This window comes from Nonomuraea endophytica, assembly GCF_014203235.1.
GTDB lineage: Bacteria > Actinomycetota > Actinomycetes > Streptosporangiales > Streptosporangiaceae > Nonomuraea > Nonomuraea endophytica.
Map to the genome: position 1 here is coordinate 613,651 of NZ_JACHIN010000002.1, position 15,900 is coordinate 629,550.

The window sequence follows — 15,900 nt, forward strand, 5'->3', positions numbered from 1 at the left end:
TTCCTACAAAGCAGAGACGGCACCCCGCACGATCCCCGGACCGACGGCACCCCGCACAATGCCCGGACCGGCGGCGCTCCGCACGATGGCAGGAGCGGCGGCACTCCGCACGATGGCAGGAGCGGCGGCACTCCGCACGATGGCAGGAGCGGCGGCACTCCGCACGATGGCAGGGGCGGCGGCGAGAAGCGAGATCAGGGAAGCAGGCTCCAGCGCGGGCCGTCGGCGGTGTCCTCTACCCGCACCCCACCCTCGGCGAGCGCATCACGCACCGCGTCCGCGCCCTCATAAGCCCCTTCACACCGAAACTTCTCCCGTACGGCCAGCAACGGCGGCACGATCCTCGCCACCACCCGCTGACCGGTGTGCGCCGCGAGCGAGGCGATCAGCCGCCTGAGCACGTCCCTGGCCTGGAGCGGCCCGCCGTCATCCTGTTCGGTGTCAGCTGACCACCCGGCGATGTCCTCCTCCAACCGCAACACCGTCCGGGTGGCCGCCGAGACGTCATCCGAGCCCAGCGCCGCGGCAAACGACTGTTCACAAGCCTCAACGATCTCCCCCAAAGTCCGCTGAGCAGCGACCACCTCAGGAACCGCAGGCGCGACAAACCGACCCTCCCCCAGCAACAGCTCACGAAGCTCGGCCAATGTGGCCGTGGCACCGGCAGGCAACACACTCTGCCCGCCCCGGGTCCGCACCGTGACCCCGCCCCGGCCCGCCACGCGTACCCGCTCATCCACAAGATCGATGACCAGCGCCGTATGCTCGTCAATCCCCAAAATCCCCGTACCGACAGAAAGCTCCCGCTCCATGAGCGACAACCGCCGCTCCCCGAGATAACAGAACCGCGTGTCATGCGTGCCACCCTCCGCATTGTCATAGTGCGGAATGACGACGGCGTTCAGCCCAACGGCCCCCAGCAGATCAACCCCCTCCCGCCAGTACGGCTCCGCCCCCACCTTGTAGATCTCATAAACCGGAACAGTCGCCACCCCGGCCGTACAAGCGGCAGCAGAGGCGAAAACGGTGACCCCCTCCCGAGCCCGCACCCGCGCGAGCAGATCCGCCATCGCCGACCCACCCGCCCACCGGTCCAGCGCGTACGTCGGGCTCCCAGGACCGCAAAACACCCAGTCCGCACCCGCGACAACGCCATTGACCTCGACATCCAGCCCGACACTCCGGGCGAAGTACTGGCACGCGCGCGCCGAGATCTCCGCGACGTTCTCCTGAAAGGCGTACGGAGTATCAAGCAGAACAGCCCGAGGCTTAGCCCCCAACCCACTGATCGCGGCACGATGCACCTCGACCATGGTCGGACTGGTCTCACCCGACCCCATCAGCAGCAATGTTCCGTGCATCGCGTCCCTCCTCATGTGCCGCACTTCCAGCGACGCACGGGCGAGCCCCTGCAGCAAGTCAACACCTGCTGAACGGACGCTCCTGCATACTTATCGCAGCTATTCGACACGACGGGGAGCGACGTGACTATCTCGGTTGAGGTGCTGATGCTACTGGCCGACCAACAGGGCGCATGGTCCTACCGCCAAGCCACCGCCACCCCGAAACCAGGCGAAACCCCCGACGAAACAGCCCGCCGCCTGAGCGGCATCCACCCCGACAACCAGGCCCACGTAGTGCACTCGACAAGCTGGCGCCACCAACCCGACCGGGACCAGATCATCCTCACCTACGCCGTATGCCCCGACCCCAACCCAGAAGCCCCAAGAACCCCCCTGACCAGCCCGACCATAGCCCGAGGCTCATCCCCCGCCACCCCAAGCCCGGACCAGATCGAACCCGCGAACGTAGCCGCCCACGCCATCCAGCACCTGGCCTTCCTCCGGTCTACCGACCCCGTGGTCGAACGCACCCTGGAGCAGTGGCCCACCATCGCCATGGCCCTGGCCTTCCCCACCAAAGAACTCGACACCGCCCGCGCATAGCCCACCGGGAACAGGCGACCTGACGGTTCGCGGCTATTCGCGGCTAAAGGTCCAGGCCGGTGTTGAACAGGTCCTCCTGGATGAGATCGATCAGCAGCCGGTGGGTTCCGGGTGATCGTCGACGTCTGCCAGGTCCTCGACGTCGAGGAGGGTCGGCCGACGCACCCCGATCGCCTTTCCCGGGATCGCCGATGGACATGACCTCGGCGGCGATGCCCGCCGCGTGTTCCGGGTAGATCTCGGCCAGCACCGGGCAGAGCAGGTACGCGGACTCGACGTACCCGGCGCAATAGGGCAGCAGGCTCTTGATCTCGTCGAAGGCGCCCCGTGATTGCAGCTCGCGTGCCAACGCGCCGAGATGCCGGGGGCTGTCCTGGGCCCCGCCTCGATGTCCGCGTAGCTCAGCCGCGACACGCGTCGCGTACCAGGCGGTGAACGCGTCGGTGGACCCTCTCATCTCGGCGTCGCGTATCTGGGTCGCCGTGGTCGGGTTCGTCGCCGCTGTTCGCCGGGCCGATATTCCTGCCGTAGGCCTGGACGTGGCCTATCTCGATGTCGCCCCGAGTACTTGGCTCGTCGGGCACGGCCAGGAGACGTGGCAGGCGCCGCACTCGTGTTCGCTGCCGTCCGCCCGCAGGCACGGCGTGTGGATGCTCCGAAGCTCCATGAGCACCGCGGGCGGGGTGGAGATCCGGCCGTTCAGGACAAGGAAGAGGATCGAGCCGCCAACGGCGGCCAGCGCGCCGATGAGAGACCTGCCGGCTCCCTGGACGGCGCATTGGCCGACGATCCCCGACTCCAGCGGCGATTCGCCGCCGGCTACCAGCCCGAAGCTCGCGACCAGCGACGGGCCGCAACTCAGTTCCGTGCCCAGGATGGCGATGCTCACCGGCATCGTGAAGTACGCGAGGCCGATAAGCCCGCCGATGGTGAGGGCGATCCAATCCCAGCTGATGGTCTGCGGTGACTGTCGCATCGTGAGAGGTCCTTTCTGTCAGCCGGTGAAAGAGGTGAGGATGTCGGCCAGCACGTCCGGCTCGGCCGCCGGTTGTGTGCCGAGGAGCGTGTGCACGGTGCGCAGGCCGTTCGGGGAGCGGTCCTGACGGCCGGTCACCAGGACGACGTGGCGGAAGGCGCGCCCGTCCACGTCGACGACCGCCTCCCTGACGACGGCCCTGCCGTCCTCGGCGACCGGGCGGAGCACCGACCCCGCGCCGAGGTCGAGCAGCACCTGCTCGGCCAGGTCGCCGAGCGGCTGGGCGTCAGGCAGCCGCGCACCAAAGACCAGCACGGTCGGCCGGGAACCGTGACGCTCCGGGCCGAGGAAGGCGATCAGGGCATCCGGCGGCTCGATGGCCGTCCAGCCGTCGGGGACGCTGATGCGAAACGGCCACAGACCGGGCGAGACGTCGTTGGGCCAGGTGACGGTGACCGTCATGGCAGACTCTTGATCGCGTTGAACGGGGCCGAAACGATCTTGCGCACGTCGACCTCGACGCCGCCCGTCAGCTTGGCGCCGGGGCCGAACGCCAGTCCGCCGCTGAGTTGCAGCTTGAGCTTGCCGTCGTGGAACCCGCCATCGGCATGCGCCGACATGCCGACGCCGCCCTGGACCTCTACTCCCGCCTTGGCCTTGACTCCCGCGACGTCCGCCGAGCCTTCGACGCCTGCTTTCGCGCCCACGAACCCGTCGAAGCCGCCCCGGGCCCGGAACCCGTCGGGTCCCACACGCGCCTCGGCCCCGGCCGAGACCTCTCCGCCTCCTGCCCGCGCGGACCAGCCCGCCTCCAGGTGGCGCGCCCGCCAGCCGCCGTCCGCTTTCAGGGCGTAGGCCTCGGCCCGGAAGTCGCCACGCGCGCCGTAGTCGGAGCCGATACGGCCGGCGCCGCCGGATACCTCGAACGCGCGGTGCCCGAGGGTGTACCGCCCGCCGAGGGGCAATTTGCCGCTCGACAGCGCTCCATCGTCCCCGTACTTCCCGTACAGAAGGGAGAACAACGGTGCGGCGGGCGACAGGCCATTGCGCTGGATGCGACGCAGCTCTTGCGGAGTCAGCCCATGCCCTCCCGCTCTCCGCGGCCCGGGGCGCATCCCCCGCTCCTTGAGCGTCTCCTGAAGCCGTGGCCCGATCACGACCTCGCCGGGCGGCGCCGGCAACGTTCTGAGCACCGCCGCGCCCTGACAGGCCGCGGCCAGTGCGCGCACGGCACGGTCCCGCTCGCGGGCGGCCTCCTCATGGCGGCGTCTCGCCCGCTTCACTTCCTCTTCGGCCTCTTCGATCTCCTGTTTCGACCGCGCGAGCGCGACTGGATCTGCCGTCGCCGGCAGTCCGGACAGACGCGTGTGCACTTCGCTCAGCCGGCGCTCGGCCCGGTCCAGCTTGTCGCGCGCTTCCTGTTCCTCCGCGATGGGGGCGACGACGCGGCGCAGCGCGTCGGCGAGTTCCTCGTGCGCGGACCGGGCGGTGATCAACGCGGTCGCCAGGCCGCCCAGCGTGGTCATGAAGCGAGAGGCGCACGGCCCGACCAACGTTCCGGCGGCGAGGCCGGAGGCGACCATGCGCATCGTGCCGGCGGCGCCGTCAAGGTCGCGTGCCCGTAGTCCGTGCTCGTCCGACGCGCTCAGCAGCGTGCCGGGATCGGCCGCGTCATGCATGCCGTCACCCGCCCGCGACGCGGAAAGCGAGCGCGGTCAGCTCCGCCTGCCGCGAGGTCAGCCGGACGATCTCCTCGATCTCCCCGAGGTGGGCGGCCAGGCTGGCCGTGACGTCGTGCAGGGCCGCGTCGGCGGCGGTGTCACCGGTGGCCGGCCGTCCCCCGGCGGAGAAGGACGGGGCAGAGAGGGGCAGCGCGGCCGCCGCGCCACCGAGGTGGGCGCCCAGGCTGATGAGCGCGGCGGGCTGGGCCGCGATCCGTTGTGTGGTCATGCATGGGACGTTAGAAGCGCGCGTGGCGCCGCGAAATGGGAAGCGTTTCCCATCGCGGCCGCATCGCCGCGGCCATCCTGCGCCGGATCGGCAGGCCGGTCCGGAGCCCGGCAAGCGCGGCGTCGGCCAGGGCCCAGGCTCGTTCGCCCTCGGCCGCCCCGACCTCGTGCCCGCCATACATGGCCTGATCGACCAGCGGCAACAGGTCCGCAGTGGGCGGGGCCATGCTGGGGAAGCGCGTCGTCGCGGCCGTGGCCGCCTCTCCCGTGGTGCTGCCCGGGGCCAGCCTCAGGCCGGCGTCGCGGGATCGGTCGAGCGTCTCGCGCCAGGCCGCCATCACCCGACCGCGCGGATCGGCGGTACGGCGGCGCCGTACCCTCACCGTCCACTTGAGCAGGGGTACGGCTGCCGCCGCGGCCCCGGCCACGACCGGGATGAGCAGCCACCACCAGGATGGGCCCTGCTGACGGGGGCTCGCGGGAGCGGGGGCGGCGTGGCCGGACGGGTGACGCTCGGCGTCGATGGGAGAGGCGGCCTCCTCCTCGGGCGCCGGTTCGGCGCGGTCCGCGGGCGGGCGGTCGCGATCGCCGCGGGGCGTGGGGTGGAAGGGCACCCACCCCGCTCGCTCGAATCGCACCTCGGCCCAGGCGTCCACGTCCCGCTCGGTGATCGTGTACCGGCCGGCGCGGCGGGTGGCAGGGCGGAAGCCGACCACGACCCGGACGTCGTATCCCAGCGAGCGGGCCAGGACCGCGTACGCGGAGGCGTATTGTTCGGCCGTGCCGCGTTTGGTCTCCTTCATCAGGTGCCGGATCTGCCAGGCGCCGTGGCCGCTCGGTGGGCTGGGCGAGGAGTCTTCCGCGTAGGCGGCCGAGGTGAAGTGGGCGGCCAGGCGGCGCAGCCCGTCGTATCCGCGACCGGCCCCGGCGATCTTCTCCGCCTCGCCGGTGAACGCGGCGACCGCCGCGTCGTGCGCTGGTCCGGACGCGGGTCGGTCGGCGGCGAGTTCGGCCGGGCGGGCGGAAGCGAGCGCGCTGCGTACCGTGTAGCCGGGCGGCACCGGCTGGTCGTCGGGCAGCACCACGTCGCCGGTCTCCGGGTCCACGCCGAGCCCGGCGGCCGAGACCTCCAGCGGGCGGCCGCTGGAGACCAGCATGCCGAGAGGGCCTGGCTGTTCGACGCGTACGTGTTCGGTGGTCGTGCCGTGGGGATGCTCGCGTTCTGGCAACGTGGTCCCGGCTCGCCAGTAGGTGGCGGTGGAGGTCCAGTACGAGCCGTCGAAGGCGGTCAGCGTGGCGTAACGGAGCCAGGTGAGCGCGCGGCCGGTGGTGACCGTGAGCCGTACCTGGGCCCGGCCCGTGTGGAGCGCGGGGAACTGGGCCAGCGGGCTGGTTGCCTGGCGGGGCCGTACCGGCTGGGGGATGAGCTCGCGGGCGTCGAGCGGCCGGTCGCGCGTGGCGAGGACGCCCGGCGCGAACAGGCTCGCGGCCACGCCCGCAGCCAGGACGAGCGGGACCACGGCCACCACCGCCAGGTGGATCCCGGAGCCGCGCGGCCACGCCCCGAGCACCAGGAACGCGGCGACGATCAGCACCGCGCCCGGTCCGAGCCAAGCCGCCGCGCCGGCGGGGGCCGAGACGGCGAGCCCGGCGGCGGTGCCGAGCAACGCCAGCGGTAGGCCCCGCACCACGGGCTTGCCGCGCAGTACGGTCTCGGCGGCCATGAGCGAGGAAAGCCCGGCCAGGACCGCGACGGTGGCCAGTTCCGCGCCGTCCGGCACCAGCGGCGGGATCGAGGTGAGCAGCCGGCGGGGTCCGCCGAGGACGTTGGAGGGCAGCACCAGCGCGAGGTAGGCGGCCAGGACGAACGCGCCGGCCGTCGACCGGGTGACGGCCGGGATCCGGGTGGCCAGGGCGGTGAGGAGACAGGTCGCCACGGTCACCGCGGCGGCACCCGCAGTGGGTAGGACGTAGCGCGGGTTGGCCAGGGCTTCGACGGGGGTGGGCGCGAACGTGCCGGCGAAGGCGAGGACCGGAAGCAGTCCGGCGGCAACAGCCAGCGCGCAGCCGCCCACTCTCCTGGCGGTCATCCGCGCTCTCCGCTCAGGCGTCCGATCGCCTGGATCGCACTGGCAGCCAGGGGCGCGCTGATCGTCGTCAGCGCGGCGCGGCGAAGCGCGGTGGACGTGGTGGCGGCGGGGTCCAGCCGCACGACCAACGCGGCGGAGAGCCGGGACACGGCGCCGGTGATCAGGACGATGTGTCCGTCCATCTCGGCGACGCGGCCCTTCTCGACCCGGCGCGCGGCGGCGAGCCGGTCCAGGGGGCTGCGAGCGCCCATGGCCGCCAGCTTGCCGAGGTCTTCGCCGATCACCACGAGTTCGGTCGGCACAGGCGCGGCCACGATCGAGGCGGCCACCTCCACCGCCTCCTCGAACGCGGCCTCGTCCAGCACGTCCGATCGAGCGTCCAGGACGACCGTGGCGGCGGGGTCATGGGTGTTCACGCGCTCCTGGACGAGCAGCGAGCCGGTGCGGGCGGTGGAGCGCCAGTGGATGAGCCGGGGGTCGTCGCCCGGCCGGTACTCGCGCAGCCCGGCGAACGTGCCGGTGCCGTGCGGTGCCCGCCTGCCGAGGTCACCGTCCTCGTCGGACAGCGCGCCCACGGGCAGCGAGCGAAGAGGATGTACGCGCGGGTGCACCCAGATCGGCGCCGGACCGGTGATCGTCCGGCGGCGGACGACCAGCCCGAGCGGGTCACGGCGTTCCAGCCTGAGCGGGCCCAGCATGAGCAGGCCACGCCTGGGCGCGGGGACGGAGTACTCGACCGTGACCGACCCGCCGCGCACCGGCGGCGCGATCACGCTCCCCATCTCCTTGCCGTCGGCTCTGTCGGCCACGCCGGTCCAGCCCAGGGGACGCCGTCCGGCGTTGCCCACCGTGATCACGCAGACGAGGTCGGTGCCGGCGGCGACGTGGTCCCCGGTGGTGGCGCGGGTGACCTCCAGCCGGTCCGGTAACGCTACGATCGCCAGCGCGGCCAGCACCAGCACGGGCGCCGCCCCGCCCAGGCCGACCAGCGCGGTGTAGCCGCCGGTCAGGCCCACGGCCAGCGCCAGAGCGCCTCCGGCCAGCACGCAGACGCCGGTGCCCGTGAGGATCGGCGCGTTCACCGGGTCCCTGCCGGGACGGGAACGGTCACCCGGGAAAGGATCTCGTCCACCACGCCCGCCGTGGACAGGCCGTCGATCTCGGACTGGGCGGCCAGCATCAGGCGGTGCGCCAGCACGGCTTCCGCGACGGCCTTGACGTCATCCGGGGTCACGAAAGCGCGCCCCTCTCCCGCCGCCCACGCCTGGGCGGTCCGCACCAGGGCGAGGCTGCCGCGCGGGCTGAGTCCGAGCCGAAGCTGCGGTGCGGTGCGCGTGGCCTCGGCGATCCGCGCGACGTATTCGGCGACCGCGTCACCGACGTAGATGCGGCTGACGTACTCGATCATCCAGCGGATCTGCTCGATCGTGGCCACGGGGCGTACCTCGGGCGGAGCTCCGTTGCGCGTCCGGCCCATGATGAGGTCGCGCTCGGCGGCGAGATCGGGGTAGCCGACCGCGATGCGCAGCAGGAAGCGGTCGAGCTGCGCCTCCGGCAGCCGGTAGGTGCCCTGCAGGTCGATGGGGTTCTGGGTGGCGACCACGAGGAAGGGCCGGGGCACCGGGTGCGCGCGGCCGTCCATGGTCACCTGCCGTTCCTCCATCACCTCCAGCAGCGCGGACTGCGTCTTCGGCGAGGCCCGGTTGATCTCGTCGGCCAGCACGATATGGGAGAAGACCGGGCCGGGGCGGAAGCCGAACGCGCCGGACTGCTGGTCGTAGATCGTCGTGCCGGTGATGTCCGTCGGCAGCAGGTCGGGGGTGAACTGGATGCGATGCCAGCTCGCGTCGATGGACGCGGCGACCGCCTTGGCCAGGGAGGTCTTGCCCACGCCTGGAACGTCCTCGACGAGCAGGTGCCCGCCGGCGAACAAGCACGTCAGTGCCATCCGTACGGCATGCGGCTTACCCGAGAGCACGCGCTCGACGTTGGCCCGGACCGCCGCATAGCCCGCGGCGAAGTACGCCTCAGGATCGGCATCGGTACTGGTGGCCATTTCTGCCTCCGTCTTCACGGCTAGTCGGTGGGACCACGCCCGTCGGCGGCCCTGCAGGCAGGCTCGGCCGGCGGCGGTGACGGCTGGTCGCTGAGGACGAGCACGTGAACCGAGTAGCAGTGCTCCGTCGTGTGATCCAGTCCGCGGATGTCATAGGTCGTCTTGCGGTCGCCGGACAACTGGTCGATGATCGTGTCCCCCCGCTTGATCACGTACCCGCGAAAGCCGGGCACCGATGAGGCGTCGGCGAAGTCGAGCGTGATGCGGCCCCTGGCCGGGCTCGTCACGGCCACCGGGATGGAGTCCAGACGACCGGTAGGACCCGGGGTAGCCGTGGGGGTGGCCTTGGTTTGGTCGGGCAGTCCATACCAGATGCCCGCGCCGGCGGAGGCCAGCAGCGTCGCGGCGAGAGCGGCGACCGGCCACCACCGCAAGCGGCGCGGGGTGGGTGGCTCGGCCGGGGGCTCGGGGATGGGGACCGGGGACCCGCTCGTGGTGAGCGTGCCGGGCGGGAGCTCGAAGTGCGTCCGCGGGAGCGGCGGCAGCGGCGGCGGAACGCCCGGCGGCAGTTCGCCGGCGCCGAAGGCCTGGGCCACGGAGTTCGCGCCCATCCGGCGGCCCACGTCCTTGGCCAGGCAGTTCGCGATGACTGGCCAGAGGTCGTCGCCGATCTCAGGCGGGCGGACCGGCTCATCCGCCAGGTGGGCCAGTAACAGAGCCGTCTGGTCGGTGTGCAGGAACGGCCGGCGTCCGGCGAGCAGTTCAAAGGCCATGACGCCCAGTGCGTAGACGTCGGCCGCCGGCGTCGGCGGCTCCCCCTTGGCCAGTTCGGGGGCCAGATATTGGGACGTGCCCACGAAGGTGGATTGCTTGGTGAGCGTCTGACCGTCGGCCACATGGGCGACGCCGAAGTCCGTCAGCCTGGCCCAGGGGTCGCCCCCGCGCCAGGTGACGAGCACGTTCTCCGGTTTGACGTCACGGTGCACGATGCCGGCCGCGTGGGCGGCGGCGAGCGCCTGGGCGACGTGGCCGAGGACGGCGACGGACTTCGCGCGGTCCATCACCTTCCGGCCGAGCGCGGCGCGCAAATTCTCGCCGGGCACCAACTCCATGACGATGGCGAGCGTGGAGCCTTCGGCGACGAGATCGTAGACGGGCACGAGGTGCGGGTGCTTCAGCGAGCGCAGCGCGACGCCCTCGCGCAGGAAGCGGGCGACCGCCGCAGGATCGTCTGCGTACTCCTCCTTGAGCACCTTGATGGCCACCGGCTCGTCGTCGGCCAGCCGCCGGCCCCGCCAGACCTGACCGTTCGCGCCGCGGCCGATGAGCTCCTGCCTGACGTATCGAGTGCCCAGGCGTACCGGCTCGGGCTCGGGCAGGGGGGACCCCGAAGGGGGCGAGGTGCGCAGTTTGGCCGGATCTCTATCCAATGCGGGCGTGTCCTCAGTGGGAGACTCGGGGGAGAACGGCGGTCGTACTATAACGGCCGGACTCATCGGGCAAATGCCGTTTCGTGGACAGGTACTTGAATCGGCATCTGTCGCCCGCGTATCACCAGAATCCCCCGTCCCGGCGGCCATAGGCCCCGGGGCCGCGCCAGCTTGACGTCGAGGAGTTCACCGTCGACCGGCGAGCCCGGGGTCAACAGGAGTCCGGCCCGCCCTCGCCTCAGCGTGGCCAGCCAGCCTCGATAGCGCTGGAGTTGCAGGTCGTCGGTGGTCCCGGCGGCAACCAGCACGCCGCCGTCGTCACGAACCGTCCTGGCCAGTTCCTCCAGCACCGTCGCGCAGCCCCGGTCTGCAAGCAGCTCCGCGTCGTCGACCAGCACCGCGCAGGGTCCCGTCAGCACCTCGGCCAGCCGTTCGGCCTCCGCCATGCCGGAGAGCACCGCCTCCACGCCGGGCCGTCCGGCCAGCTCCGACAGCGGTGACCGGCGCGGGCAGACCAGCACCAGCGGCAACGAGGTGAGTGAGCGTGCCACCGCCATCAGGGCAGCACTGCGCCCGGACCCCGGCGGACCCGCGATCATGAACCGATGGCCGACTTCGGCCAGGTCGATGTCCTGGGGAGCCAGCCGGTCGCCGCCCACGCCGATCGTGCACACGGCGACACCGCGCGGCGGCGGGGCGCAACGCAGCCGGTCCAGCTCGTCCAAGCTGATCCGCTCCGGCAGCGGGTCAACGGTCTTCGGCAGCGCCGCAGCCGGCACGCCTTGTGCGTTCATGGCGGGTTCCTCCAGGGGAAGCGTGAGTTGCACCTCGACCTCACCGGGCACGACGACGGCGCGTCCCTCCGGCATCGAGGAGGGCAGAAGCTTGGGGTTCAGCCCATAGACGGCGGCGTCGCCGGGGTCGGCATGGCGCAGCACGATCCGGACCGCCACCGCCCCGGACAGCCGATGCGTGAACCCGGAGCGGTCGGAGGCGAGCACGACACCGATCCCCGCGGAGGGTCCGTGCCGCAGCAGCCCGTCGAGCGCGTCCACGAGCCGGCCGCCGTCGGTATCGGCGAACCTGGCCACAAGGCCCTCGTAACGATCCACCATCAGCAGCAGGTACGGCAGGCCGTCCACCCGACTCTCGGCCATCAGCCGCTGACGCCGCCCGAGCTCGGCGGTGAGCAGGGCGATGACGCGCTCGGCCCGATCGAGGTCGTCGGCGTCCACGTAGGCGCCGCAGTGCGGCAACTGACGCACCGCTGCGAGCGCCCCGTTACCCTGGTCGAGGACGTAGAGGTGCAGTTCGGCCGGGCTGTTGCGCCGGGCCAGCTCGGCGGCCATCGCGCGCAGCGCGGTGGATCGGCCGCTTCTGGCCATCCCGGCGACCAGCACAGTCCCGGCGGCCCGCAGGTCCAGGACGTAGGGGCGCTGTTCCTGCCGGCCCGGGTGATCGGCCAGGCCGATCCGAACGGCGATCGGCGCGGCGCCGGGCGCGTCGGGCAGGTCGGGCAGGTCGGCCGCCCGCACCTGCTCGGGCAGCGGAGGCAGCCAGGGCGAGGCGGGCAGGGCGGCCCCGGAGTGACGGGCGGCCTCCCGGATGGCCGCGACGAGCCTGCTCAGGTCGGTCTCGCCGTCGTGACCCATCTCCTCCTCGGCCGGCCCGGCGGGCGTCGCGCCAAGGTCGGCGACGATCCTCGGCCGGATCGTCACCTCGCGATCGCCCTCGTCGGCACCGGCCCAGGGTCCACCCACCCGGGCGGTCTGCAGCAACTCCAGATCGGAGTGCCCCGACCGCAGGTACGCCCGACCCGGCCGGCGGCGCGACAGCCGTGCCGCGTCTGGTACGTCGATCACGTCGCCGCTGTCGGCGGAGCTGGTCACCCGGAGGCAGACCCGCAGGTTCAGGTTGGCCCGCAGGTCGGCGCTCACCGCGCCGGCCGGACGCTGAGTGGCGAGGATCACGTGCACGCCGAGACTGCGTCCGCGCATGCCGATCCCGGCGACGCCGCTGACGAACTCGGGCACCTCCTCCACGAGGGTCGCGAACTCGTCGATCACGATGACCAGCCGGGCCAGCGGGCGTCCGGCCCTCGCCCAGTAGTCCTCGATGTCCTTGGCTCCGGCTTCGGCCAGCAGCTCTTCCCTGCGGCGCAGCTCGGCCGCCAGCGATTCCAGAGCCCGCGCGGACAGATGGCCGTCGAGGTCGGTGACCATGCCGACGCAGTGCGGCAGGTCGCGGCAGTCCGAGAACGCGCTGCCGCCCTTGTAGTCGATGAGGACCATGGACAGCCATACGGGCGAGTTGGCGACCGCGAGGCCCGCGATCAGCGTCTGCAGGAGCTCGGACTTTCCCGCGCCGCTGGTGCCCGCGATCAGCGCGTGGGGTCCGTCCCGTTTCACGTCGACCACGACCGGGCCGTCAGGTCCCACGCCCAGCGTGACCCGGCTGCTCCGGCCCGCCGTCCAGCCTCGCTCGATCGCCTCGGCGCAGGGGTCGGGACCCAGGCCGAGCAGGTCGAGCAGCCGTACGGAGTCAGGCAGGTCGGCCTCGGCACCCGCCGTACCACCGAGCACACGGATCGGTGCCAGGGCGCTGCTCAGCCGGGCGGCATCGGCCTCGGCGAGGCGGTCGAGCAGGACGGTTTCGACGCCCTCGTCGCGGCTGCGCACGCGTGCACGGGTCCCGGAGTCCCCGGTGGCGACCACAGTCGTGCGGCACTCGGCGGGCAGGTGGTTCTCATCGGTGTCCAGGCAGATCGCGTAGACGCCCAGCTCCGGCCCTTCGGTGAGCAGTTCGGCCAGGCCTGGCACCGAGCGCAGGCGCCTGGCGCCGTCGGCGACCAGGATCAGGCTGCGTCCCTTCGGCAGGCCGTCGCGCAACGTCGCCCGCTGCTCGGCCTGCCGTTCGGCGAGCATCCGGCGCAGCTCGGCCAGCCGGGTGGCGGCCTGCTCGGCGCCGACCGCGATCATGCGGCGGCATGCCAGCTCCGGTAGATGAGGGAGGGTGTGCGGAAGCCAGGTGGCCCACTCCCACCCGGCCGCGTCGTCCTGCCCGGTGACGATCAGCAGGCCCAGGTCGTGCGGCGCGTGCAGAACGGCCAGGTGGGCCAGCGCCGCCCTGACCGTGGGCATCATGCTCTCGCGCGGGCCGGCCAGACCCAGCACACCGGCCTGCGCGAGGCTGACGGTGACGGGAGCGTGCGTGATCAGCGGAATCTCCGGTTCGTCCGTGTCTGTCGCGCCGGTGAAGCTCACGTCCACCGGCCGGACGGCCAGGCCGAGGCGCAGCCGGAGGAAGTCGGTGTCGTCCCGGCGGCGCTCGTACAACCTGCTGGTCGGGCCGGTCGCGATCCGCAGCGTCCGCCCGGGGTCGGGAGCGGCGTCGCGGGCCGCTCTCCCCTGCTCCGCCGCGGCCGTGGCCAGGCGTTCCAGGAGGGCGGCGCGCTCCCGGTCGTACTCGGCGCAGGCCGTCTTGTAGTCGCGCCTTCCTCCCCTGCGATCGGAGACGAGGTTGGCCACCATGAGGATCGGCGACAGCGCGGCGAAGGCCAGGAAGTAGGCGGCGCCGGGAAAGATCAGGTAGACGGCCCCCGCGAGCACGAGGGGAAGCAGGATCGCGATCAGGGGGAACCGGATCGTGCGGGGTTCCTGGGGGCGGCGCGGGAGGTTCAGCTGGAGTACCGGCTGCCGGATCGGCAGCCGGGGCGGGCGATTCAGCAGGATCGAGCCGTCCTCCGACGCCGGGTGCAGCGGCGCATCGGCCGGGTCGACCGGGCGGACCGTCAGCACCGTCTCTCCCATGCCGAACGGCTCGCCCGGCGTCACCGTGGCCGGGGCGCCGAGGCGGACGCCGTGCCAGGCCACGCCGTTGCGCGAACCTGCGTCGGCCAATTCGGCGCTGCCGCCGGCCGCCGCGGTCAGCGTGGCGTGGTGGCGGCTGACCTCCGGATCCTCGAGCGCTAGCGCGTTGTCCGGCGCACGGCCGAGGGTGATGACGATGTCGGGGGGCAGCATGGCGCGTGCCGTGCCGGCCGCTCCCCCGATCACCGCCACCTCGAACCCGTCGTCCGGGGGCCGGGCCGTACCCTCTGCAGGCCCTGTGGTGAGACGGGCGCCGACGGGCAGCGGCGCGCGGCTGAGCGGGACGCTGCCCGCCAGCTCCGCGCCGTCCGCCCGCAGGCGCGCATCTGCCGACAGGGCCAGCGCTCCGGCCAGGTCGGCGACGGTGGCCTGCGCGCCCGCGCGGATCACGACCGCCGCCGCCCGCCCGCCGGTCTCGACGAGGATTTCCCTCTCCACAGCTGGTTCCTCCGCCTCGGCCCCGGCGCGCTCAGCCGCCCGCCTGCTCCAGGGCCTCGGCCCGGCGGCGGACCTCGGTTGCCGCCTCCAGTAGGGCCGCCGACAGCTTCCTCAGCGCGGGCTCGTACTCACCGCTCCATGAGGTGCGGAATCTGTCGGCGGCACCGCCGCGCCAGTACGTGCCGGCCAGTTCGTTGCCCAGGTCGCGCAGCAGCGTGTCGACCGTGCCGGCCTGTCGCTGGAAGTTGGCGTTGAGCGAATGGAGCTGGGGGATCTCGCCGCCGATGATGGTCATGACGCCTCCTCGGTGTGATGGGTGGGTGCGGCACCGAGGCTAGGACCGCGACGTGCGGCGGCGGTATGGGAAGGGGTCCCTACAAGTTCAGGAGCCGGAGGTCGTCGCGGGTGATGAGACCCCGGCTGATCGCGTACTCGGCCAGGTTGACCAGCGCGCTGGCCCCCGTCATGTCGGGCACACCGGCGGCGTCCAGCCGTTTGCGCAGGTACTCGATTCGCCTGACCAAGGTGGTACGCGGCCAGTTGAGCCGGCTCGCGGCGGCGTTGTAGTCCTTGGGACGCGGGTCGTACTTGGGCGGATCCTCCAGGTAGCCGCGGAACAACGCCACCATCGCGAGCCTGTCGCTGTGGTTGACCACGACCTCCTCCCCCACCGCGGTCGGCAGGCTGTTGCCGGGCGCGGAGTCGTCCCCCGGGTCGCCGACGCGGTTGGCCTGCGGGGTCAGCGACAGATGATGCTTGCCCCTGCTTCCGTGCACGAGGATCTTCGTGGGTTCCTCGACCGCCCGCCGCCGCCCGGGTGCCAGGACGCTGGGCAGGCCCAGGCCGTCCACGACGGTGAGCTTGCACGCGCTCGATCGGTTGGTCAGCCACCATGTGCCGTTGTCGTGGCCGATGCTGCCGGCCAGGCGTGAGATCCCGGTGTCCTCCGGATCGAGACAGAACGTGCAGTCGCGATCCCGTCCGAACGTGAGCTGCTCATGCTCGGCAAGATCCACGACCTGTCCGGCCTTTTCCACTCGCATCGCGGCCACACCGCCTCTCCTCGGAGCCCTGGATTGGGAAGCATTTCCCATTCGGATTCGCAGCGGCAAGAGAGGAAATGCCCCTATTCTCGGACGCCTCTCG

14 protein-coding genes are annotated in these 15,900 nt (G+C 72.1%); 1 reads left to right on the plus strand and 13 read right to left on the minus strand.

The features are described 5' to 3' along the window. Window positions 1-194 precede the first annotated feature (194 nt). Window positions 195-1,418 (minus strand): hypothetical protein, encoded by a 1,224-nt coding sequence (locus HNR40_RS10910; RefSeq protein ID WP_184960303.1) that lies wholly within the window; start codon window positions 1,416-1,418, stop codon window positions 195-197. A 66-nt stretch (window positions 1,419-1,484) separates the two neighbouring features. On the opposite strand from HNR40_RS10910, the gene HNR40_RS10915 reads away from it, so the two are divergent. After that, on the plus strand, window positions 1,485-1,946 hold the full coding sequence (locus tag HNR40_RS10915) for a hypothetical protein (RefSeq protein ID WP_184960304.1): 462 nt from the start codon (window positions 1,485-1,487) through the stop codon (window positions 1,944-1,946). A gap of 43 nt (window positions 1,947-1,989) precedes the next feature. Here HNR40_RS10915 and HNR40_RS10920 read toward each other — a convergent pair whose 3' ends face one another. The 12 genes from HNR40_RS10920 to HNR40_RS10975 form a co-directional block, all read right to left on the minus strand. Continuing rightward, entirely contained in the window at window positions 1,990-2,403 is a 414-nt protein-coding gene (locus HNR40_RS10920; protein WP_184960305.1) for a hypothetical protein, read from the minus strand. Between the two features lie 87 nt (window positions 2,404-2,490). Continuing rightward, on the minus strand, window positions 2,491-2,922 hold the full coding sequence (locus HNR40_RS10925) for a hypothetical protein (RefSeq protein WP_184960306.1): 432 nt from the start codon (window positions 2,920-2,922) through the stop codon (window positions 2,491-2,493). Between the two features lie 18 nt (window positions 2,923-2,940). Next, window positions 2,941-3,384, minus strand: a complete 444-nt coding sequence (locus HNR40_RS10930; RefSeq protein WP_184960307.1) for a hypothetical protein — start codon at window positions 3,382-3,384, stop codon at window positions 2,941-2,943. After that, window positions 3,381-4,601, minus strand: a complete 1,221-nt coding sequence (locus HNR40_RS10935) for a hypothetical protein (protein ID WP_184960308.1) — start codon at window positions 4,599-4,601, stop codon at window positions 3,381-3,383. The genes HNR40_RS10930 and HNR40_RS10935 overlap by 4 nt, the downstream gene beginning before the upstream one ends. 4 nt (window positions 4,602-4,605) lie before the next feature. After that, window positions 4,606-4,872 (minus strand): hypothetical protein, encoded by a 267-nt coding sequence (locus HNR40_RS10940; RefSeq protein WP_184960309.1) that lies wholly within the window; start codon window positions 4,870-4,872, stop codon window positions 4,606-4,608. A gap of 10 nt (window positions 4,873-4,882) precedes the next feature. After that, on the minus strand, window positions 4,883-6,961 hold the full coding sequence (locus HNR40_RS10945; RefSeq protein ID WP_184960310.1) for a transglutaminase family protein: 2,079 nt from the start codon (window positions 6,959-6,961) through the stop codon (window positions 4,883-4,885). Next, window positions 6,958-8,043 (minus strand): DUF58 domain-containing protein, encoded by a 1,086-nt coding sequence (locus tag HNR40_RS57130; RefSeq protein ID WP_184960311.1) that lies wholly within the window; start codon window positions 8,041-8,043, stop codon window positions 6,958-6,960. The genes HNR40_RS10945 and HNR40_RS57130 overlap by 4 nt, the downstream gene beginning before the upstream one ends. Further along, entirely contained in the window at window positions 8,040-9,017 is a 978-nt protein-coding gene (locus tag HNR40_RS10955; protein ID WP_184960312.1) for an AAA family ATPase, read from the minus strand. The genes HNR40_RS57130 and HNR40_RS10955 overlap by 4 nt, the downstream gene beginning before the upstream one ends. Before the next feature lie 20 nt (window positions 9,018-9,037). After that, window positions 9,038-10,447: a serine/threonine-protein kinase gene (locus tag HNR40_RS10960; RefSeq protein WP_184960313.1), complete on the minus strand. Its 1,410-nt coding sequence runs from the start codon at window positions 10,445-10,447 to the stop codon at window positions 9,038-9,040. A 62-nt stretch (window positions 10,448-10,509) separates the two neighbouring features. Next, window positions 10,510-14,754, minus strand: coding sequence for a type VII secretion EssC family protein (locus HNR40_RS10965; protein ID WP_184960314.1), 4,245 nt, complete (start codon window positions 14,752-14,754; stop codon window positions 10,510-10,512). A gap of 31 nt (window positions 14,755-14,785) precedes the next feature. After that, entirely contained in the window at window positions 14,786-15,049 is a 264-nt protein-coding gene (locus HNR40_RS10970) for a WXG100 family type VII secretion target (protein ID WP_184960315.1), read from the minus strand. Window positions 15,050-15,128: 79 nt separating this feature from the next. Continuing rightward, entirely contained in the window at window positions 15,129-15,806 is a 678-nt protein-coding gene (locus HNR40_RS10975; RefSeq protein ID WP_221340207.1) for an FHA domain-containing protein, read from the minus strand. Between the last annotated feature and the right edge of the window lie 94 nt (window positions 15,807-15,900).